The sequence below is a fragment of the Pedobacter sp. Hv1 genome, assembly GCF_001412215.1.
In the GTDB taxonomy this organism is placed as follows: Bacteria; Bacteroidota; Bacteroidia; order Sphingobacteriales; family Sphingobacteriaceae; genus Pedobacter.
Genome location: NZ_LLWP01000003.1, coordinates 26,256 through 45,654 on the forward strand (window position 1 = coordinate 26,256; position 19,399 = coordinate 45,654).

General features: G+C 35.6%; 21 protein-coding genes. 2 read left to right on the forward strand and 19 right to left on the reverse strand.

Annotated elements, in window-relative coordinates; all coding sequences use genetic code 11:
• Positions 1-256 precede the first annotated feature (256 nt).
• From AQF98_RS06435 to AQF98_RS06460, 5 genes are all read right to left on the reverse strand, one after another.
• Positions 257-1,216, reverse strand: a complete 960-nt coding sequence (locus AQF98_RS06435; RefSeq protein ID WP_152969654.1) for a hypothetical protein — start codon at positions 1,214-1,216, stop codon at positions 257-259.
• 604 nt (positions 1,217-1,820) lie between these two features.
• Positions 1,821-2,180 carry a hypothetical protein gene (locus AQF98_RS06445; RefSeq protein ID WP_055131115.1) on the reverse strand — a complete coding sequence of 120 codons (360 nt, stop codon included), beginning with the start codon at positions 2,178-2,180 and terminating at the stop codon, positions 1,821-1,823.
• 14 nt (positions 2,181-2,194) lie between these two features.
• A complete protein-coding gene (locus tag AQF98_RS06450) occupies positions 2,195-3,982 on the reverse strand; it encodes a hypothetical protein (protein WP_055131116.1) in 1,788 nt (595 codons plus the stop codon).
• Positions 3,983-4,220: 238 nt separating this feature from the next.
• The gene (locus AQF98_RS06455) at positions 4,221-4,859 is read right to left on the reverse strand and encodes an NAD(P)H-binding protein (RefSeq protein WP_055131365.1); all 639 of its coding nucleotides are present in this window, start codon (positions 4,857-4,859) and stop codon (positions 4,221-4,223) included.
• Between the two features lie 113 nt (positions 4,860-4,972).
• Positions 4,973-5,542, reverse strand: a complete 570-nt coding sequence (locus tag AQF98_RS06460; protein ID WP_055131117.1) for a dihydrofolate reductase family protein — start codon at positions 5,540-5,542, stop codon at positions 4,973-4,975.
• A gap of 191 nt (positions 5,543-5,733) precedes the next feature.
• On the opposite strand from AQF98_RS06460, the gene AQF98_RS06465 reads away from it, so the two are divergent.
• Together AQF98_RS06465 and AQF98_RS06470 are read left to right on the forward strand one after the other, a co-directional pair.
• Positions 5,734-6,186, forward strand: coding sequence for a VOC family protein (locus AQF98_RS06465; RefSeq protein ID WP_055131366.1), 453 nt, complete (start codon positions 5,734-5,736; stop codon positions 6,184-6,186).
• A 160-nt stretch (positions 6,187-6,346) separates the two neighbouring features.
• Positions 6,347-7,174, forward strand: a complete 828-nt coding sequence (locus AQF98_RS06470) for a hypothetical protein (RefSeq protein WP_055131118.1) — start codon at positions 6,347-6,349, stop codon at positions 7,172-7,174.
• A 123-nt stretch (positions 7,175-7,297) separates the two neighbouring features.
• Here the strand turns inward: AQF98_RS06470 and AQF98_RS06475 are convergent, their stop codons facing one another.
• The 14 genes from AQF98_RS06475 to AQF98_RS06545 form a co-directional block, all read right to left on the reverse strand.
• A complete protein-coding gene (locus AQF98_RS06475) occupies positions 7,298-8,413 on the reverse strand; it encodes a nuclear transport factor 2 family protein (protein WP_055131119.1) in 1,116 nt (371 codons plus the stop codon).
• 105 nt (positions 8,414-8,518) lie between these two features.
• On the reverse strand, positions 8,519-9,550 hold the full coding sequence (locus AQF98_RS06480; protein WP_055131120.1) for a helix-turn-helix transcriptional regulator: 1,032 nt from the start codon (positions 9,548-9,550) through the stop codon (positions 8,519-8,521).
• Between the two features lie 423 nt (positions 9,551-9,973).
• Positions 9,974-10,819, reverse strand: coding sequence for an RteC domain-containing protein (locus AQF98_RS06485; RefSeq protein ID WP_055131121.1), 846 nt, complete (start codon positions 10,817-10,819; stop codon positions 9,974-9,976).
• Between the two features lie 142 nt (positions 10,820-10,961).
• Entirely contained in the window at positions 10,962-11,840 is an 879-nt protein-coding gene (gene estT, locus AQF98_RS06490) for a macrolide hydrolase EstT (protein ID WP_055131122.1), read from the reverse strand.
• Positions 11,841-11,914: 74 nt separating this feature from the next.
• On the reverse strand, positions 11,915-12,325 hold the full coding sequence (locus tag AQF98_RS06495; RefSeq protein ID WP_055131123.1) for a hypothetical protein: 411 nt from the start codon (positions 12,323-12,325) through the stop codon (positions 11,915-11,917).
• 478 nt (positions 12,326-12,803) lie between these two features.
• Positions 12,804-13,346 carry a DUF1697 domain-containing protein gene (locus AQF98_RS06500; RefSeq protein ID WP_082434929.1) on the reverse strand — a complete coding sequence of 181 codons (543 nt, stop codon included), beginning with the start codon at positions 13,344-13,346 and terminating at the stop codon, positions 12,804-12,806.
• A 177-nt stretch (positions 13,347-13,523) separates the two neighbouring features.
• Positions 13,524-13,961, reverse strand: a complete 438-nt coding sequence (locus AQF98_RS06505; protein ID WP_055131125.1) for an SRPBCC domain-containing protein — start codon at positions 13,959-13,961, stop codon at positions 13,524-13,526.
• Positions 13,962-14,025: 64 nt separating this feature from the next.
• On the reverse strand, positions 14,026-15,162 hold the full coding sequence (gene tet(X), locus AQF98_RS06510; RefSeq protein ID WP_055131126.1) for a tetracycline-inactivating monooxygenase Tet(X): 1,137 nt from the start codon (positions 15,160-15,162) through the stop codon (positions 14,026-14,028).
• A 60-nt stretch (positions 15,163-15,222) separates the two neighbouring features.
• Entirely contained in the window at positions 15,223-15,414 is a 192-nt protein-coding gene (locus AQF98_RS06515; protein ID WP_055131127.1) for an SDR family oxidoreductase, read from the reverse strand.
• Between the two features lie 79 nt (positions 15,415-15,493).
• Entirely contained in the window at positions 15,494-16,105 is a 612-nt protein-coding gene (locus AQF98_RS06520) for an NAD(P)H-dependent oxidoreductase (RefSeq protein WP_055131128.1), read from the reverse strand.
• A gap of 71 nt (positions 16,106-16,176) precedes the next feature.
• A complete protein-coding gene (locus AQF98_RS06525) occupies positions 16,177-16,719 on the reverse strand; it encodes a Crp/Fnr family transcriptional regulator (protein WP_082434930.1) in 543 nt (180 codons plus the stop codon).
• Between the two features lie 430 nt (positions 16,720-17,149).
• Positions 17,150-17,527, reverse strand: coding sequence for a nuclear transport factor 2 family protein (locus AQF98_RS06535; RefSeq protein ID WP_055131130.1), 378 nt, complete (start codon positions 17,525-17,527; stop codon positions 17,150-17,152).
• Positions 17,528-17,584: 57 nt separating this feature from the next.
• Positions 17,585-18,829, reverse strand: a complete 1,245-nt coding sequence (gene fabF, locus AQF98_RS06540) for a beta-ketoacyl-ACP synthase II (RefSeq protein WP_055131131.1) — start codon at positions 18,827-18,829, stop codon at positions 17,585-17,587.
• Entirely contained in the window at positions 18,829-19,383 is a 555-nt protein-coding gene (locus tag AQF98_RS06545; RefSeq protein ID WP_055131132.1) for a TetR/AcrR family transcriptional regulator, read from the reverse strand. The genes fabF and AQF98_RS06545 overlap by 1 nt, the downstream gene beginning before the upstream one ends.
• Positions 19,384-19,399 lie beyond the last annotated feature (16 nt).

Sequence of the window (19,399 nt, forward strand, 5' to 3'; positions counted from 1 at the left end):
GCTTTCTGATAATACACCATCGCTATTTAGGTATAGCAATCTTTTATTATTGGTTTATCATTCTTTTATCAACCAAACTGCTAGGTAAGAGAAAAATGGTTTTTATGAAGACAAACTACAATATGGCGTTTATTATTTGGTCAATGGTTTTCTAAGATTATTTAATTTTGTCAAAAGTTAATATCTTATTTTGATCTTCAACAACCAATTGGCTATCTGTTAATTTCAAAATTTTATAAGTAATTGTTTGAGCCTCTTATTTTTTTACTGGTTTGCCATCAATCTCATAAGGCATCAATTGTATATCCGCCAAATAATTGGCAAGTAAAAGGTCTTCTGGAGCTGTATTTATCTGCCCTTTATTGCTATACCGAAAATGATAGGTAAACGCACCACTTACAATACCAGTGCCTGGTATGTAGGCAAATCGGTCTATCCCCCTTTCGTTGTTTTTTCCATCAATCATCCACGATGCCAAGGTCCAAAATTTATAAGCAGTTTCTCCATTAATCATTATACTATTGTTTCTAAGCAAGATGGGCTGATTGTAAGCATAATGCCAATTATAATAATCGGGGCCACTACCTGAGTTAAAAGAAGGATGATTAAATCGCTTTTGATACTCTTCCTCAAATTTTTTCAATGAAAAGACTGGAATTTCAATATTAATCTCAAAAATCTGGCTTTGATTAGGAAAAACATTAAATATATACCATTCAGACTTACTAGGATCAATTTTTTGCAATCCAAAATACTCCATCAAGGTCGGGCTTGAAGGCGTATAGTACTTACCCTCAATTTTGATAATCGGCTTAATATCTTCTCTCTTAAATTTTGAGGCTTCTGTTTCTCTATCTATCCCTTTCATATAAAATGATTGTGCAAAACGATCAATAGCAGTATAATATTGCTTATAAAGCGTATCAGGTGTAATCAATTTATGCTTTATAGTATCCAATTTAATCTCTTGCCACTTTGGCACCCTGTATCCCATATCTGGCAATGCCGTAAAAAGGGTAATCATATTGGTATCTGCACCAAAAAAAACGTTGAAAAGTTCTGCCTTATAATTTCCATCAGCACACTTGACATGGTTAAATCTGAAACCTTTCTCCTGCCCTTTTTCTAATAAAAAATAAATGGCCTTACTTTGTGCATTTAGTTCTGTAACAGTTGCGAATACCAACAACATTAACGCTATTACTCCTCTTTTCATAACTGTGTATTTAAGGACATTTAGTTTCAGTAAGCTACTCCTCCTGTCAAAGCTTGCCTGAATTTATAACCCATGGCACTTACAGACAAGGACCATGGGTTAAATTATTTTTTATCAATCTACGGTCCTTTTATCAACTAACCAATGAATTAGTCCGGCAAATAGAAAACTATAGGGTATAAAATAAGCTAAATAGTAAATGTTTTTCCAGTAAGGATAAAACCTTACATTAACAAAACAGCCCACCATACATATCATTATCACCATTACTGAAAGAAAAATACACGTTTTACGTAGATAGTTAAATTTCTGTGGACCAATTTTTAAAAGAATCAAATTATAGGGTAGCAATATCAGTATTAAAAAAATTAGCGGGTTAATAATTATTCTCATAGTTACATCCAATTGAATATATTCCAACCATGATCCTGAGAATGAAGAATGGTCATTCAATATTTCAAATTTGACATAATCTCTCATTAACTGAATTAAGGTTTCTAAAACAAAAGCGAGAATTATATTTATGATGATTCTTTTTTTCATTTCGACAAAAAATAACTGCTATTTAAAGCAACAACTGTATTTTATTTCTTGCTATTATTAATTAGAATATATAAGTATTGATAATTTTAGCTGCAAAAAGTATAATAATTGATAGCGTGGCCAAAATAATACCAATTTTGTATTTTGTATTTGCTTTTAACTTATAACCTAATGGCAACAATGAACAGGCAAATATTGAAAGAAAGTATAAAAAAGTGAAAGCCGAACTAAAGAATTGAGGCAAACCTGAAAGATGCTCAACATTCTTACCAATCATTTCTGTTTGAACTGGGGGCCCAAATAGACCACCTTTTATCAAATTCATAACCGTAACAAATCCCCCAAAAGGAAAGAAAAGCCAAAAGATAGATTGGATAAGGCATATTATAAAAGCAATATAGAATAATATTTTTGTTTTCATTTTTATCAATTTAACTAATCTTTACAATCTTTAGACAATGTACGATAGGGTTTTCTTCCAGCCATAACATCCTTAACAATATCCCAATTTGGTCTTTTAATTTCCGCATTATTTACACTAGCACTTCCATTATTGGCTTTAACAAAATTAGTAATAGCATTTTGAAAGCTTGTCCATAAAGCATCAGAAGCACTAAACGGAATACCAGATCCTGCCTTAAAAAAGTCTGGAATTTCTTGCATAGAAGTAACATCCCAACTTGTTAGTCTGTCAACTCCTTGGGTATAAAAAGTATAAGAACCATTATCATTTGCAGTATAGCCAAAATTACGATTACCACTTACTGGATGATCACCATACTTAGGTTCATGTATGGTGGTAAAAGTCCACTTATCGGCAGAAGAATAAGAAGTGATCACTGAACCATTTTCAGGACCAGGCATATCTATAGCTATAATTGAACCTAATGGTTCTGTAGAGTTCCATCTGGTCCTATCATCTATTCCATAAGCATTATAGGGACTAAAATTACTACCGTCTGTAAATGAGTTTAAATTTTTTCTAATATAGTTCAGAAATTGACCTGGCCCTAGTCTTTGTCCATTTACTATAGGTAATTGTGTTATTGTTACAGAATAATAATCCATATTGACAACAGTACTATAGGCATCATCAATGTTTTGTATCCAGGCAATTCTTTTCTGCAATGCACCGTTGTTATTGGGAGTAGAAGATGCGAAATGATTTAAAGTGCTTATTATGCTTTGGTTTGGTGTAAATTTAGCTGTAGCTATCCACTTCTTTAAAATTTCACAGTTTACATCCCCAAAAAGAGCAAATGGTTTATTTGAAAGAGCATCTTTAATCTGTTGTTCTGTGGGTACACACACCTCTACTCCAGTAGTACCGCCAATACAACCGCAGTCAGAGTTATAGGCTTCTCCATTCACAACTTCAAAACAATCCACATATACATCTCTTCCCCCAGGTGGGGCGCCTACAACAGGTCCACCAGTACAAATTCTATACAAAAAGCGAATCATCTCCCAGTAAGTCACGTTTCCAGATGCATCCTTTTCTATATATACCTCATATACATTATCGCAGTTTTCGCCGTCGTCAAATACAGGGTCAATGGCACTAATTGTTCTATCGTTACCTGATATGGCCGATACCTTTGCTTTATTAGTTGAACTTCCATCTTTGGTCTGTTGTAGCTTAACACTCATGGCAGCAGGTTTTTCTGAGATGCTCACCTCACCTTTGGCAGCAACACCATTTTTATAATACTTGCCTTTGGCCTCCTTATACTCTAAATTGTAATTAACTATCGATCCTGTAAAACCAATAGACTCTGGACTTACCTGTCCGTTGGCCAGTTCATTACCATGGGCTGCTATCATTTCTGGTGAGGCAAAAACTTCAGTAATCTTACCAGCAGTAATCTCTCCCTCGTTTTCAGTAAACACCACTTTACGGATATAATTAACATCTTTAACATCAAGTTGATATACAGCAAGTGGAACACTGATAATGTGCTTATCATTAGCAATAGCTCCCGTCTGAGCATTTTCCCAAAGCGGTGGAAACTTTGCCTTTTTCTTTGACTTGGTACCAGTAGCACCATCTATGGAGGATAATTGGTTAGCTTTTGCAGAAAGTAGAGCTGTCTGTTTGTCGTAAAACTGCTTAGTCTTGTCTAACAATGTAGCACTTGGAGTCTCTAGACTCATTCTTAATTCTTTTTTACAAGAAGAGACCAGAACAGTTAAAAAAGTAATTAGGTAAATTGTTTTTTTCATAGGTTAAGTTTAATTTGATTTGATAGAATGATGGCCAAAAATAGCCAATTCCATATCCTGGCCAAAATTATTGTACCAAAGGGTGTTATGGGAGTATGAAATGGCTTCTACAGTATATAACCTTAAGTTTGCAAGATCATTTTGAGTTTGAAATAGAAGTGGCTTCTAATCCAAAAGGATATAACTTCCCTTTGTAGCACAAGCTTCTCGTTTGTGCAATTAAAAAAATACTAGAAAATCAACACGCAAAAATCTCATCCAATACAATCACTTTCTTTCCATCTGAGAAAACTTTGGGTGCTTTGGCCAATTTTTCGGCCAGTAAAGCAGTTGGCAATGGCCTAAATTTTCTAATTAAGCCTATACTGTTCAATAATTTTAATACAGCGGCAGAAATGCGTTCGCCCAGTCTGTCGGTATTTTGGCGCAACAAAAGCCCAGGCCTAAAAATAATGTATTGAGCGAAGCCAAGTTTGCCAATCTCTTCTTCTAGCTGGCCTTTTAGTTTGGAGTAAAATACGCTACTTGTTGCAGATGCCCCATAAGCAGATAATAAAACAACCTTGGCAACACCGTTATTTTTGGCAATTTCTGCAAACTGTAAGGGTATTTGGTAGTCTATATGGCGTTGGTTCTGCTTACTGCCCGCTACTTTAAGCGTGGTGCCAAGGCAAGAGAACAATACATCACCGTTAATATGTACAGACACGTTTTGCAACTGATCGAAATCGGTTACCACCTGTACTAATTTTGGGTGCACCAAGCTATCGGTACGCCGAACAAAGGTAACTACCTCTGTATAGTAAGAGTCGTTTAACAGTACATTAACCAGGTCTTTGCCGGTAGCTCCTGTGGCTCCAATAACTAGCGCTTTCATCTTTTTTACTTTAAAATTACTCAAATAAATGATTAAAGCCTGAGATAAGATTGTTACCCTCTTGGTGTTATTAAAAACACCCAAAAATTAAGGCTACAACAATAGTTAGCAAATTAGCTTTTTAGTACACCCAAGTGGCGGTAGGTATTGAGCAGCACCCCTGTTGGCGTGCTTGCCGTACTCACAAACTCGAGTTGGCGGGCATCAAAACTGTCTGCAAGTAAACGTTTACCCTTGCCTAGTAATACTGGGTATACAATCAAGATCACTTCATCTACCAAGCCTGCATTGAGCAGTACAGACGTTAACGAGATGCTGCCACAAAGTACCAGATCTGGCCCTTCTGTTAGCTTGAGTTGGTGCAACTCTGCTATCATGTCCTGCCCCAAGGCCTGTACTGGCCCCCATTGTAGCTGCTCTGGCCTATGGGTTACCACGTATTTTGTTGCAGCGTTAATGCCGTTGGCCATCGGAAAATCGCCTGCATTTGGCCAGTAGCCTAAAAACTCATCGTAGGTGTTGCGGCCCAACAGCAAATCGAAGTTAGTACCATAGGCTGCTAAAAGCATAGCCATGCCGGCAGGGGTACGATATGGTGTGGTCCAGCCGCCATAAGTATAGTTTTTGTCGTGCTCAATTACCCCATCAATAGAGATATGTTCGAAAATTCTGATCTTTCTCATGTTGTTGTTTTTAGTTGAAATGATTACCCAAATTTAAGGTTACGCAGATACACATGTAGGGTGCAATTCCGACAATATGAGGGGGTTAGTTAACTATAGCAGTTATAATCAACAGCTATTTCAATTATGTGTAACTTTAATCAATTGCCTAATTCAATTAAGGACGATGGCGCTGATGAATATATTAAATGATGGCAAAAAATAATTTACTCCGAATGGACAATGTAGGGATTGTAGTAGAATCTCTGGATGAAGCGATCTCTTTTTTTACAGAGATAGGCCTAAAGCTCGAAGGGCGGGCATCGATAACAGGAGAATGGACTGGTCGTGTTACTGGTTTGGGCAATCAGAACGTAGAAATTGCCATGATGGTTACCCCCGATGGTCATAGCCGGCTCGAGCTTTCACGATTTCTGAGCCCAGCTATTGTATCCGATCATAGAAATGCTCCGGTAAATGCCCTTGGTTACCTACGGGTAATGTTTACCGTTGAGGATGTGAATGAGTTGGTAGCGAGACTTACCAAACATGGCGCCCAACTTGTTGGCGAAGTAGTTAACTACGAAAACACCTATCGGCTGTGCTACATTAGGGCAAAAGATGGGCTGCTAATTGGTTTAGCAGAACAACTTGGTGATAAATGATGGTATGCATAAACAAGTGAGGCGTATTGTACGGGAAATAACTAAACACCCATCAATTAATTGTGGTTAACGCAATTGCTTTATAATTGAGGTTTTGAAAAACAAACACGATTTGTTTAACTTTAATTATTCTGATATCTATCTTAACCTCCGCTCTCAAATGGAACCACTAATTGACGTAAACCTTATAGAAAGCACCTTGCAAAAGCTTACAGAACTTGGTGCGATGTTAAAAGATGATCAAACGGCGCATAAATATTCCAATGCTTATATTTTGGAAATGATTGACAATGCCGATCGTAACCTTAAAGTGCTGAATACCGTTAATAAAGATTTCGTCAATGCACACAAAAAAGAACCAAAAGCATGGGAGCACTCAACAGCAGATGCGCTAAAGGGCTATTTTGATGAAATGGACAAGGTATCGAAAAATTTTCAAACATTAAAGGAGATTACCAGCGACCTTTCTGACCCTAAAAAGGTTGACAAAGAATTTGAACAATTGAACTCAAGAGAGAAGTATGATGGTCACAAGGCTGCTAAATATGCCAGCACGTTTATAGCTAATGCATATGCGCTTGATCAAATTTTAGCAAATAATATGCACCTAAAACTGTCTAGGAAAAGAAAATTTGCACAGCGGATGATCCGGATCTATTTTAAGATCAAAAACTTAAGTTCCTCGATACTCACTATTTTCGTCTGTACACTGATTGGCTTTTTATTCGAAGCATTAATGGGTGATTTGTTTCCGAATACCGCATCTCTAGCTATCGTATTTTTTGTAGCCTTAATCGGTGCATTTATCATCAATAAGCCAATAGAACACAATAGTCAGCTATTTTTCTGGAAACAAGCCAGGACTCATACCTCTCAGACTTTAATTCAATTGAATATTCTCACAAAGCAAATTTTATTGATACAAGAATTTCAGCTAAGACATGCAAAAAACAGTCTTGTTTTAGCTGACACGGAGGAAAGTAAATAAAGCACAAACTCCCGCTCTACTTATCGTAAAGCGGGAGTTTGTGAAACCTACACGTTGAGCTTTTTTTAAAAGTTAGCACTTACAACTTGGTTATAGGTTTTATTTAAGACGGTAAACCTTGTTCTATTTAGGATTCTCTATTAATTGGATAATTTGCTTTGCTACACCACTAGACGATTGAAAATTTTGTCCGGTAATAATTCTTCCATCTACTTCAACGTGCCCAACATTTCTGCCCGAAAACTTAAATGTTCCGCCTCTTTCTTCTATTGTTTTCTGAATGAGAAATGGAAAGTGCTTAAAATATTCATCAGTCTGTTTCTCGTAATGATCTGGGTAGCCACTTATTCTTTTTCCGTTAACCAAGTATTTTCCGTCTTTGGTTTTTAAATGGGCAATACCAGCCGTGCCATGGCAAACTGAAGATATAATACCCATATTATCTTCATATACCTTTAATGCGATCTGCTGAATTTCTTTATTTTCGGGCACTTGATACATTGCACTACCACCGCCAATGTAATGTACTGCTTTGTAATTTCTATAATCAGTTTCTGCAGGTTTTTGTGTGTGCGCCATGGCGTACATAAAAGCCTGATCAAACAAGTACTTTTTTTGTAAGGTATCAGACGTATTGATATAGGCCAAAGGAATACTTCCACCTTCGGGGCTTACAAAGTCTACAGTATAACCTTCGGTTGTAAAAGTATGGTAGGCATTTACAATTTCAACAAAACTGTTTCCTGTAGCAATGGTAGAGTTTCCATAGAAATGTGCATTAGATACAATAAATAAGATGCGCTTGCCAGATTTATTTGTTGGCATACTGCTGGCCGATTTACTGATAATTTTCCACTCGCCCTTGAGTTTTTTAAGCAAAAACATATCCATAAATTCTTGCTTTTTGGTTGGTATCAGTATTTCTGCTTTGGCAATGGCTATGTCATTATAAATATCTATGGAAACAATTTTGCCCAAGCGGCCATTAAATGATCCTTGGTCTCCTTTTTTAAACCATTGTATATATTCAGTAGCTGGTACTACCCAAAGCGGTTTTTCGTTATGCTGTAGAAATAGATTAGCCTCTGGATAAAAAGCTTGGGCTATACTATCTGGCTGGTTGTAAGAAGTGCCTTTTAGATAAAATTCGATACATTTTTGAACAGCTGCCTGCTCAGATTGTGCAAATAGCAATGTTGCTTGTAAGATAAGCAATAAAGAAAGAAACATTTTTTTCATATACTTTTTGAAGTTTTATTTGCAGCAAAACTATTTGATGCGGCATTAAAAGCCGATACGAGTGTATGATAATGGAGTACTAGTGTATAAAACCGGAGTAAAAACTTATGCTTTTACATAATTAGACGGCGTAAAACCGGTTATTTTTTTGAAAGTGTTGTAAAAAGTGCTGCTCGAGTTAAATCCACAGGCTGTGCCAATGGTATCTATTTTTAAATGTGTAGCTTCTTTTAATAATCGTTTAGCTTCTTCAACTCGATATTCATTGATAAATTGATTGAAACTTTTGTTCAGATTATCGTTTAGCAACTGCGATAAAAATTGTGGTCTTACGTTCAATTCTTTAGCAAGCAGCGTAAGGGTAAGATCAGGGTTTTTATAAATTTGCTGTTCATCAAAAACAGCAGTTATTTTTACCAAAATATTGTGGGCTACACTTTCTTCTATTTTGTTAAGGTATCTCCCCCTTTTTAGCATGGAGAAATTGAAAGTATTATTGCTTTCATAAAAAACCACCATAAAGGATAAATAAAAAATAAAGGAAAATGACAAGGCTCCTGAAATATAGGAAGTATATTTTGCGGTATTATAAGAGGTCCATATTACAAAAACACCACATATTACTGTCAATATCCACACTTCATCGTAACTCATTTGTTTGGCTCGGGTGCCCAGCTTAGCAAATATATCTCTGGCACTGTAAATAGCAATTAAAATGAAGCACAACCACTGTGCATTAATTATATAGTATATAGGATTGGCCCACCAAAATGTATAAGTATGGTAAGGAAACAACCAACCCAAAACAATTAAGAACAGAACTAGTACTGCAATACTATATTTTGCTACTGTGATGTTTAACCGCTGCTGCTTTGATTTTACATAAAAGAACAGCAAAGGCCCAATTAAAAAACAAGCAGATAATCCAATTTGCAAATAAGTTTTAGACAGCTGAGGGTTGAAGTAAAAAAATATTGATTTGCCAATTCTAATGCTCAAAGCAGCTAACAAGCCCCCTAAAAATATATTACTGATACTTTTTTCTTTTTTAAAGAGCAGCAGATACACACTCAAAATAACACCATTAAAAGCACCCAAGGCACTTAAAAAGAAGAGTATTTGTTTGCTAAAATTCATTAAAAAAATTTGGTAGTGCTAATTCCTGATCTAAAAAGGAAACTTCATTAAAGTACAGCGTTTCTATAAACAACCCAAATATAAGCTATTGGTTAACTATTGTTATAGAAAATAATTAAACATAAAAAAAGCACCAACCTTTATCAGATTGGTGCTTTTTAGTAGCCGAAACCGAACAAATCTCGAAACATTTTCTTGAGGATTTAGAAAGGCTAACCTCCCTAAGTGCGGAAGTTACTGCTATGGAATATTAAAAACTAAAATTCATTCCAAAAGAAAAAAACAGAAAAAAAAGAAAGCCTTTATGCTAACGGATATAAGATAACGAAGCACTGTAAGTCCCGAAGGGTGGCGAAGCCATTATGCGTGCGCAGTTATCGTTATCCATTATCTTTGCTTCCCTTTTTGTTTGTTTTGATAACTCTATAAATCCTTGTCCATATATTCCTCCAAAGAAGATTTCAGTTGGTCTAAAAATGCGGTTCGTGAATTGGCACGATATTTCATTCGATGGAAAGCATTATGTAAATCCCCTAAGGTAATCTGAAACAGTTTTTCTAAAACCAAACTGATTTTTCGTATTCCTACTTTACCGTATGAAAGAGAGCCGTTCGCATACAGAGCATAAATCAGTTCTATCAAGGCATTTTTACTGTCCGTCCAAAGAATACCATCGGATGAAATATCCCTTGCAGAAAGAGAGCCTGCTATTTCATCATTATTGATTTTTTGGAGTATGTAGGTATAGAGTAGCTCATTTGCTATTATCCGAGCCACTTTGTAATCATAGTAGGTTGAAAACAGAGGGTCAATTTCAAAGACGAAGCTATTCAGTCCATCGTGGAAATTAATGTTGCCCAACCTAAAGTAAGTTTCATCACGGTCTGTTCTTCCTGAACGGTAATATCTGTAAAAATCGGAATTATAGATATGCTCCCTGTATTCCTGTTTTAATTCCCTTAATTGTTCTGAAAAATAACTTGCGTACATCTTTCCTCCATCAACAGGACAAGCTGTCTGTATGCGAAATATTTTATTGTGGTAAATGAGTTTGGAGAGAATGTATGGCTTAATGTTGCGAAAGAAATTGATTTCCTCCCAATGGTTTTTAAAGCCCTGCTGGGTAATATCCTCTCTTATTGACCATAAGTATTCTTGCAGGTATATCGTCGTTTGATATGCTTCATCAATTTCATTAGATGCAGACAGCGAAATAGCATTTTCTTTTCGCTGTATCTCCGAGATGATATGATTTAATGAAGATACCATTTCGTATTTAGTTTACAATATTTCCTTTTATAAAAGAAAATTGCGTAGTATGATTATTAAAAAACACCAAAAGATGTTATTCAAAGAACACATTGATATTAGCTTCAATCTCTAAACCGTTGATTTGGAAATACATAATACCCTATTTGTTCATTCTTTTGTTATTTGTTGTATGTTGCGTTATTCCATCAATAATTTTATTCCAATCTTCGAAATGTAGTTCGTGTCCGGTTCCATCAAGCGTTATTAGTTTTGAGCCGTTTATCTTTTCAAGTAAAACTGCTGAATTCTTAAAATGCCATATTTTATCGTCCGTTCCGTGTACAATTAAGGTTGGTTGATTGATTTCGCTCAATCTGTTCCAGTATTCTTCACCACCTTGCAGTGCCGCATGATTGAACATACTTATATAGTTATTAGCTCTTTTAAATTCGGCTCTAATCAGTTTTTCACTTCTTTGTTTGTCAAATTGTTTCCTGCCGCTCATCAATTCAGCACCTTGAATTAAATAATTTGCCACACTGTCTTCATTTGTCCAATCTACGGTTTCAGCTTTTCCGTGAAAATCTAAAATACGCGTATCCATTTCAGGAATTGTGGGGTCTGAGTCGCCCCAAGGACCTGATGAGATTAGTGTTATTGAACTTACCCTGTCGGCATATTTTATTGATGCTATTTGAGAAATCAGTCCGCCCAGTGAAATTCCCACAAAATTGGCTTTGACTATTTTATAGCCGTCCAAAATCGAAATGGCATCATCGACTAAGTCAACAATATCATAGGGGGTTGAACCCGGTTCGTAATTCGTGGATTTTCCGACGTCCCTATTATCGTAACGAATAACAAAAAATCCTTTTTCTGCCAATTTTTGGCAAAACTCCTCGTCCCAAAACAGCATAGATACAGTGGCTCCTGCAACTAATAAAATTGCAGGATTTTTTTTGCTACCAAAACTTTCCGTGCAAAGCTGAATATTATTTGAGTTAATTATTTTCTCTGCTATTTCTGTTTTTCTGTTCATACAAATGATTGATTGTCAATTAAATAATAAATATTACAAGTGGAATTTTTCTCATTTTTTTTGTGGCAGTTTTTTCATTGATTTAGCAATATGCTGACTAAATACAAAACTGTAACGATTACAAATACTGTTCTAACTTTTCTAATTACCAGCCTCTGCGCAAAAAATGTTATGAGCATAGAACAAACCACTATACCTAAAGTCAAAACCGTAAATCCTTTTATGATTTCTAAATCTTTATATGCTAAAACAAAAGAAAAAAGACCGACCATAAACAAGCAAAGGCCAAACGCAAGATTAAAGAAAATCCAAGCATTCCATTGTGTTGCTTTCTTATCTACTTTGAGTAATGTGCTTTTCATTTTCTCAATAAGATTTTTATCTTCTGGATGAAGAAGTTGGGAGTATAATGTTCCCAATACGTGAGCTACGCCAATCAGTATCTGTAGGGAAGCCCCTATTTCCCAGAGTAATTTCGCTATCATAATTTTTGTCCTTTAATAAATAAAACACTTCCCTTCATATAACTTTCTTTAGCCTACTTTTTCCTGGAGAATAATTCAAGTAATTCTTTCTCCGAACAACCAGGATTTCGTTGGACTCGCAGCGCCAACAATGAAATCCTGGTTGTTAGCGGCTGGCCGTTTTTGTTTATATTCCTGCACCGCCTACTATTTCAAGTTCTTGTCCTTTCGTTGGTTGTCCATCTAATATTGACAATGCTTTCACTATTAGTTCTCTTACTCCTTCAACTTTTGGTGAGTTGTCGTGATCGTCTTTACTATTCCAAATTTCTGTTATATAAACGGAGTTTGTATCATTTTCATCTTTCCGATTACATAAAGTTTACAACCTTTTGCAGTTGATAAAGGTTTGGATGTTTCCAACAAAATGCTTGCAAGTTCATCTCTATGTCTTTGTTGTGTTGTTAGTTTGCCGTGAAGTAGATATTCGTTTGCCATATTATTTTGTTGCTAATTTTAATAGTTCGTTGGTCGTTTTCCAGTTTCGTGTTGTTGCACGTACTTTTAGTTTATTCTCCAAAAAATTGTTATTGAGTTTAGTTTTTCCATATCCATTAGGACAATACAAATAAACTGCATTTGATGTAAAAGCAATTTCTTCGTCTGGATCTTTCTTTTTAATAATACTTTCTTTATCAAATCCAGTTGGAATTTCAGCTAAAAAAGTAATGTGTAAAAAGGCAATATTTTTCTGATTGTCTTTAGTAAACGGATTATTCCCTATAATTGTTTCTAATGTTTTTACAGATATTACAATAACAGGGACATCAAATCCAAATTCTTTTTCAATTTTTGATGAGATTATTTTTTCAAGTTCTTTCATATCCTTATTGTTTGCTGAAAATATGACGTTGCCACTTTGTATATAAGTCTGTATGTTTTCAAAGTTTAGTTTTTCATACATTTTTTTCAAAGCGTCCATTTTAATTAGTTTATGTCTGCTTACGTTTATTCCTCTATGAATTGAGATGTATTTTGTCATTCGTTGTTTTCGTTTGTTCGTAGGGTTCCGTTCTGCTTGCCGCTAAAATTTTGGGTATTGCCGAAGGCGGGAGTTTTTAGCACAAAATTTCAATCGAAGAGCGAATGTCGAACCTGGGACAAATGTCCAATCGAAGCCGCTCAGCCCCGCTTTTGGCAATACTTTGTTGCGGTAGGGCTATTGGTTGAATATTCTTTCAATGGCCGGTAGAACAATATTATCCCAACCGCCTGCAATATGTTCCATTCTTTTTGGGTCATTATTGAAACTTTCAACTGTTAATATCAATTTCGTTTTCTCATTTAAGTCATTTAAGTGGTATGTTATATGTAGATAGTTCTCGGGTTTTAGCTCAATTCCGAAGTTTGGGTCAATAGACGAGTATTTTAGTTTCTTGTATTTATCGATCTCCAAAATTTTGCCACGTTCTCCACTTTCATATCCTTCATAATTACCCTTCCATTTTATCTCACTTCCCACCTTCCAGTCAGAAGTTACTTCACAGTTGAACATATACTTTTTTGTTTGTACAGGATTTGTCAAAGCATTCCATACTTTGTCCGTACCTGCATTTAAAATTAACGTTCTTACAATTTTGTTTTTATTATTATCCATTTTTGAATTTTGTATTGTTAAGTTTTTTTATATTCTAAAACATAAAACCAGATTGACTTTCTGCTTATAGATTCATTAGTTTTTGAAACGAAAAGTCGGGGCTGAACATTTCAGTTTCATTAATTGTCGATTCTGTCTGGGCTTCTCTTCCATAAACAAACATTTGTTGTTCATAATCTTGAATAGCCTCTTCTATACTATTAAATTTCTCGTCAGTCAGATTATCAGACAATATCAAGGCATCTATTAAGCCGCTGTTTACACCCTGTCCTGCAAAAGGCGACATCAGATGAGCAGCATCGCCAATCATTGTTATGGGTAACGGACGCTTATTTTTCCAATCATTGTTCAAAGGAAATTTCCTTGTGGGCAGGCATTGAAATGTTGATATCGAACGTATTAATTGTTTGTAAACTTCACTCCATTCTAAAAATCTTTTCAGTAAAAAATCGGCAACGCTGTTTCTGTCCTGAAAATCTATTGGGGTTTTGTTTTTCCATTCATTAGGTGTTTTAAAACTTATTCCAAAATGTAATGCACCATTATTATTGGGATTAGCAAACAGTAAATTACCTTGATGGGCAGCCATTAACCGGTTTCCGTTGCATAGCTGAAAAAATCCGGGACAGTTTATTTCCGGTTGATGAATATCTGCCTGTATATTGAAAGTGCCTGTTTCTTCAACTTGTGTGTCGGTAATATATTTTCTTACTTTAGACATTCCGCCATTGGCAAGAATAACCAAATCTGCTGTTTCGTTCGGCTTATCTTCAAAAGTTAGTACCCACTTTTCCTTTTCAGGTTTAAGCATAACAAGTTTTCTATCCCAAATGACCGTATTGTTTTGTAAACTATTCAATAAGATAGTTCTTAAATCATTTCTGTTTATTTCTGGATTATCAAACCGATTTTCGGGCTTTACATTATTGGTGGTTAAAATATTGCCCTTTTCGTCAGCTATATTTACCCCCATCGGCAAGGCCAAGTCGTAATAAGTTTGCAGCAATCCTGCTTTTTTCATTGCTTCCTGACCTGAACCTTTGTGCAGATCAAGTGTTCCGCCAAAAATTCTTGCCTGTCGGTTTTTGTCTCTCTCATAAACCGTAACGTCCACGCCGTTTTGCTGTAATAGTCTTGCCATTGTCAGCCCAACGGGGCCGCCTCCAATTATGGCGATTTTTTTATTGTTTAATAAATTCATTTTTTGTTCTTACTTATTTTCTATTTCCTATTTTTCAATTAGTTTACAATCAACCTACTGTTAATCCCGATCGACACCTAATGTATGCCCTGTAATAAAAGATGACTTTGAAGGGCATAAATAAACTACAGAATTTGCGACTTCTTTAGTTTCACCCCATCTTTTCAATGGGATTTGACTTCCGAACTCTTCTTTCAATTCATCGTTTCCACCGCCTGTTACGATAGCTACTTTTCCATCAAATTGTGCCATAAATTATTATTGTCATTTAAAATTTCTACCGGGTTATGCAAAAATAGCCGCTAACTGTCAAGTATAGTTTGTGAATTGCTTACTTTAAACTTTCAAATGTCTTTTCAAGATTTGACAGCCATTTTTTTCTTTTACTGTCCGATCGCGTTTTAACTTTGCTAAATCCTATCCACTTTCTGTTTTTATATCCTATTTTCCAAAAAGTACCTGCAAGAAGTGCTTTTTTGATAGCGTTTCCAAAAACGAAACGGTAAATAATACCCGGTGTATTCATTGTGGTGATTATAGTTACACCTCTAATTTTTTTCCACCGTTTTTTCATAAATCCGTTTGGTTTATAATCGTAAGCAACGCTTGGGAAAATCACTTTATCAATAAATCCTTTGGTCGTTGCGGGCATTAGTTCCCACCATATCGGAAAGATAAAAATCAAATGTTCCGCTTGCTCTAAACGTTGTTTATAATTCAAAACCTGTGCATCAAGATTGGCATAAATATTTTCGCCATCATATTTTGCTTTTGCAAAAGCTGCCAAATCTTTTTCCCGCATTACGGGATCAAAATTATCATTGTCGAGATGAATTAAATCAATCTCGTGATTGGCATTTTGAAGCCCTTTGGTTACTGCATTTAGTATGGCATTGCAGTAACTGCCTTTATAAGGGTGATTGAATACAATTGCTACTCTCATTTTTATTGTTTAAGTGCAAAAAATTGAGAAGAAGCACAATAGCACACGATAACAATTGTTAATAAATGAAATCATTTTCTGTTTCTTATTCTGCTTAAAGAAACGGAAGTTATACCCAAATACGAAGCAATATAGTGTTGTGGAACCCGCTGTAAAATTTCCGGGTTTTGTTTTAATAATTCTTTATAACGCTTTTCAGGTTTGTCTTTGATGCGAGAAAGAAATAATTGCTGATAATGAATAAGCCGATATATTATTTGCTTTTCAACTTCTTGTTTAATCACAGCAGAATTGTCCAAAATAAATTGAAAATCCTTTTTCGTAATCGTACAAATCACCGATGGTTCAAGACTTTCTATCGTAAACAAACTGGGCTGATTGGTTTGAAAACTTTCAAAAGAAGAAACGCCCATTCCCTCAAAGAAAAACTGAAACGTAATGTCTTTGCCATCGTTGTTGAACCATGAACGAAAACAACCTTTTTCAATAAAAAATGCTTTTTTGGAAACCTTCCCTTCCTGCAAAAGAATTGTCTTTGCTGGGATTTCTTGTCTTTGCACTAAATGTCGATACTTTTCCCATTCCTTTGGTATTGATGATGAGTTTTTATTCATTGTATATGGTTTAAATTATGGATTGATTTTGTTTTGAGTAGCCACCGACCACATATTTCCAGCAAAATCTTTAAACGTTCCACGCCTGGCGGAGCCGTTTTCTTTTGTTTGTGGTTCATCAACAATTTCACATCCACGGGCAATGTTTTTTTGAATGTGTCATCTACATTAGGAACATATATGTGCATCCAGTATTTATTTGCAGGATATTGAGGTGTGGCATCACTCATCATAATTATGGAATCGTCAATCCGAATTTCAATACGCATTATTTTTCCATTGGGTTTGTCAAGCTTCTCAGAATTTTTGCATCAAATATTTTTGTCCATAAATTAATGAACCTTTTAACATTGCCCATTCAACGGGGCCGCCGCCAATTATGGCGATTTTTTTATGTTTTAGTAAAATCATAATTGTTGTTTGCCGATTTTCAGCTAATGTCTGTCAATTTAATTATTTTATTTTTTTCAAATTCAAACACGGATTTTCCTGACAACTTTAGCTCTTGCCCTTTTTTTAAACCGTTCGGAAAATCCACTGCTAAAATTGCTCTATAATCAATTTCTATTTCCGTACTATTGTCAAAATGCCTAAACGATTTAACGGTCTGCGTTCTTTTTGTAAAATATGTTTTTGCGGTTTCCGCCTGTTCTTTAAATGCTGTTAGCCCTTTCAATGATAAACTGATCTCATTGTTTTGGATGTTTTCAAAAACAATATTATCGTCAAGGTCTGCAACCATTTTTTCAATATCAAATTGGTTATAGCCGTCGATGTAGTTCTTGATGATGTTTACTCTGTCAGTCATATTTTGTCATTATTTATCGGTTACATTGTTTATGCGGTCTGCAGGTTGTTCTACTCTTTATTCAGCATATTTTTTAAAAATACTGGTGGCAATATGTCCACCAAAACCAAAGGTATTACTCATTGCGTAGTTCACTTGCCGTCGTTGTGATTGGTGCAATGTCAAGTTAAATATATCCCTATATTCGGGTTCAATAGCTGCCGAATTGATTGTTGGCGGAACAATGTTATTCTGAACAGCCTTAATACAAGCGATTGCTTCAATAGCCCCCGCAGCACCTAACAGATGTCCTGTCATTGATTTTGTCGCACTAATATTTAATTTACTTTGTCTGCCGAAAAGTCTTTCCATTGCTTTTAATTCGCTCATATCGCCTTGTGGTGTTGATGTAGCGTGCGTGTTCAGGTAATCTATTTCATTGGCGGAAATATTTGCGTCTTCCAATGCTAAAACCATACCTAAATATGCCCCTTCTCCCTCTGGGTGCGTACCAGTTAAATGATATGCGTCTGAAGCCATGCCACCGCCTGCAATCTCGGCAATAATCGGAGCATTTCGTTTTATAGCGTGTTCATAGTTTTCCAAAATAATTGCACCTGCTCCCTCGCCCATAACAAAACCGTCTCTGTTGATGTCAAAAGGACGTGATGCCATTTGCGGATTTTCATTTAAGGTTGACAATGCTTTTGACGCGTTGAAACCACCAACGGCACTTTCGTTAATAGGCGCTTCCGAACCGCCTGTTATTATCATATCTGCTTTGCCCCAACGGATATAATTAAAGGCATCAATGATTGCGGTATTGGAAGTTGCACAAGCTGAAACAGTTGTAAAATTTATGCCCCGAAGCCCGTATTTTATCGAGATGATGCCCGAAGCAATATCGACTATCATCTTCGGGATGAAGAAAGGGCTAAAACGTGGTGTTCCGTCCCCTTGCGCAAATTCAGTTACCTGCTGTTGAAATGTGCCGATACCACCATTTCCCGACCCCCAAATAACGCCAATACGGTTTTTGTTCAGCGTTTCAAAATTAATGTTGGCATTTTTAACGGCTTCTTCAACGGAAATTAAAGCATACTGCGTAAACAAATCGTATTTTCTTGCTTCTGCTTTTTCAATATGGTTTAATGGGTCAAAGCCTTTGAGTTCGCAAGCAAATGTTGTTTTGAATTTTGATGTGTCAAATTTTGTAATGGGGTTAGTTCCGTTAACGCCTGTTAAAAGCGACTGCCAAAAATCGTCTACATTATTTCCAATGGGCGTTAATGCTCCAAGCCCTGTAACTACTACTCTTTTCATTATTTTTTCTCTATGTCAATTATTATTTGTCGGGCTACGTCTTCAAAATATATTTCCTTCGTTATCATCGATATTCTTGAAATAGCCAATAAATTTGTCAATATCATTAAAGCCTGAATACGTGGAGTTGCTTTATAAACGAATAAGTTTTCTTTTTCTCCTTTATTCAGAATTTGTGCTAAGTAATCTATCTCTTCTTCTATATAGTTGTTTAATATCGCTTTGATTTGAGGCTCTAAAGTGTTTATATCTGCCGCTAATGCAGCAATTACTGAGACTTTATTTTGCTCTCTTATTAAGACATGTTCATCTATATAACCCCTTAAAGCCGATTTCATATTGCTGTAATTGTTTCGTTTTCTGTCTTCTTTATTTTTTTGAATAACATGTTCTAAAACAGCTACAATCAAATCATTTTTCGTCGGAAAATAATAATGGATGGAAGAAGTTTTAATGCCAATTTCTTTAGATATATCCTTGTAACTAAAAGCATTTGTCCCTCTTGTCGTGATAAATGTTATGGCTTCGGTTACTATTTTTTCTTTTGTTTCCATAAAGCAAAGATATAAA

What these genes read in the sequence shown, in the direction of transcription:
- AQF98_RS06435 (WP_152969654.1), bottom strand. Translation starts at nt 1,216, where the DNA reads ATGAAAAGAGGAGTAATAGCGTTAATGTTGTTGGTATTCGCAACTGTT.
- AQF98_RS06445 (WP_055131115.1), bottom strand. Translation starts at nt 2,180, where the DNA reads ATGAAAACAAAAATATTATTCTATATTGCTTTTATAATATGCCTTATC.
- AQF98_RS06450 (WP_055131116.1), bottom strand. Translation starts at nt 3,982, where the DNA reads ATGAAAAAAACAATTTACCTAATTACTTTTTTAACTGTTCTGGTCTCT.
- AQF98_RS06455 (WP_055131365.1), bottom strand. Translation starts at nt 4,859, where the DNA reads ATGAAAGCGCTAGTTATTGGAGCCACAGGAGCTACCGGCAAAGACCTG.
- AQF98_RS06460 (WP_055131117.1), bottom strand. Translation starts at nt 5,542, where the DNA reads ATGAGAAAGATCAGAATTTTCGAACATATCTCTATTGATGGGGTAATT.
- AQF98_RS06465 (WP_055131366.1), top strand. Translation starts at nt 5,734, where the DNA reads ATGGCAAAAAATAATTTACTCCGAATGGACAATGTAGGGATTGTAGTA.
- AQF98_RS06470 (WP_055131118.1), top strand. Translation starts at nt 6,347, where the DNA reads ATGGAACCACTAATTGACGTAAACCTTATAGAAAGCACCTTGCAAAAG.
- AQF98_RS06475 (WP_055131119.1), bottom strand. Translation starts at nt 8,413, where the DNA reads ATGAAAAAAATGTTTCTTTCTTTATTGCTTATCTTACAAGCAACATTG.
- AQF98_RS06480 (WP_055131120.1), bottom strand. Translation starts at nt 9,550, where the DNA reads ATGAATTTTAGCAAACAAATACTCTTCTTTTTAAGTGCCTTGGGTGCT.
- AQF98_RS06485 (WP_055131121.1), bottom strand. Translation starts at nt 10,819, where the DNA reads ATGGTATCTTCATTAAATCATATCATCTCGGAGATACAGCGAAAAGAA.
- estT (WP_055131122.1), bottom strand. Translation starts at nt 11,840, where the DNA reads ATGAACAGAAAAACAGAAATAGCAGAGAAAATAATTAACTCAAATAAT.
- AQF98_RS06495 (WP_055131123.1), bottom strand. Translation starts at nt 12,325, where the DNA reads ATGATAGCGAAATTACTCTGGGAAATAGGGGCTTCCCTACAGATACTG.
- AQF98_RS06500 (WP_082434929.1), bottom strand. Translation starts at nt 13,346, where the DNA reads ATGACAAAATACATCTCAATTCATAGAGGAATAAACGTAAGCAGACAT.
- AQF98_RS06505 (WP_055131125.1), bottom strand. Translation starts at nt 13,961, where the DNA reads ATGGATAATAATAAAAACAAAATTGTAAGAACGTTAATTTTAAATGCA.
- AQF98_RS06515 (WP_055131127.1), bottom strand. Translation starts at nt 15,414, where the DNA reads ATGGCACAATTTGATGGAAAAGTAGCTATCGTAACAGGCGGTGGAAAC.
- AQF98_RS06520 (WP_055131128.1), bottom strand. Translation starts at nt 16,105, where the DNA reads ATGAGAGTAGCAATTGTATTCAATCACCCTTATAAAGGCAGTTACTGC.
- AQF98_RS06525 (WP_082434930.1), bottom strand. Translation starts at nt 16,719, where the DNA reads ATGAATAAAAACTCATCATCAATACCAAAGGAATGGGAAAAGTATCGA.
- AQF98_RS06535 (WP_055131130.1), bottom strand. Translation starts at nt 17,527, where the DNA reads ATGACTGACAGAGTAAACATCATCAAGAACTACATCGACGGCTATAAC.
- fabF (WP_055131131.1), bottom strand. Translation starts at nt 18,829, where the DNA reads ATGAAAAGAGTAGTAGTTACAGGGCTTGGAGCATTAACGCCCATTGGA.
- AQF98_RS06545 (WP_055131132.1), bottom strand. Translation starts at nt 19,383, where the DNA reads ATGGAAACAAAAGAAAAAATAGTAACCGAAGCCATAACATTTATCACG.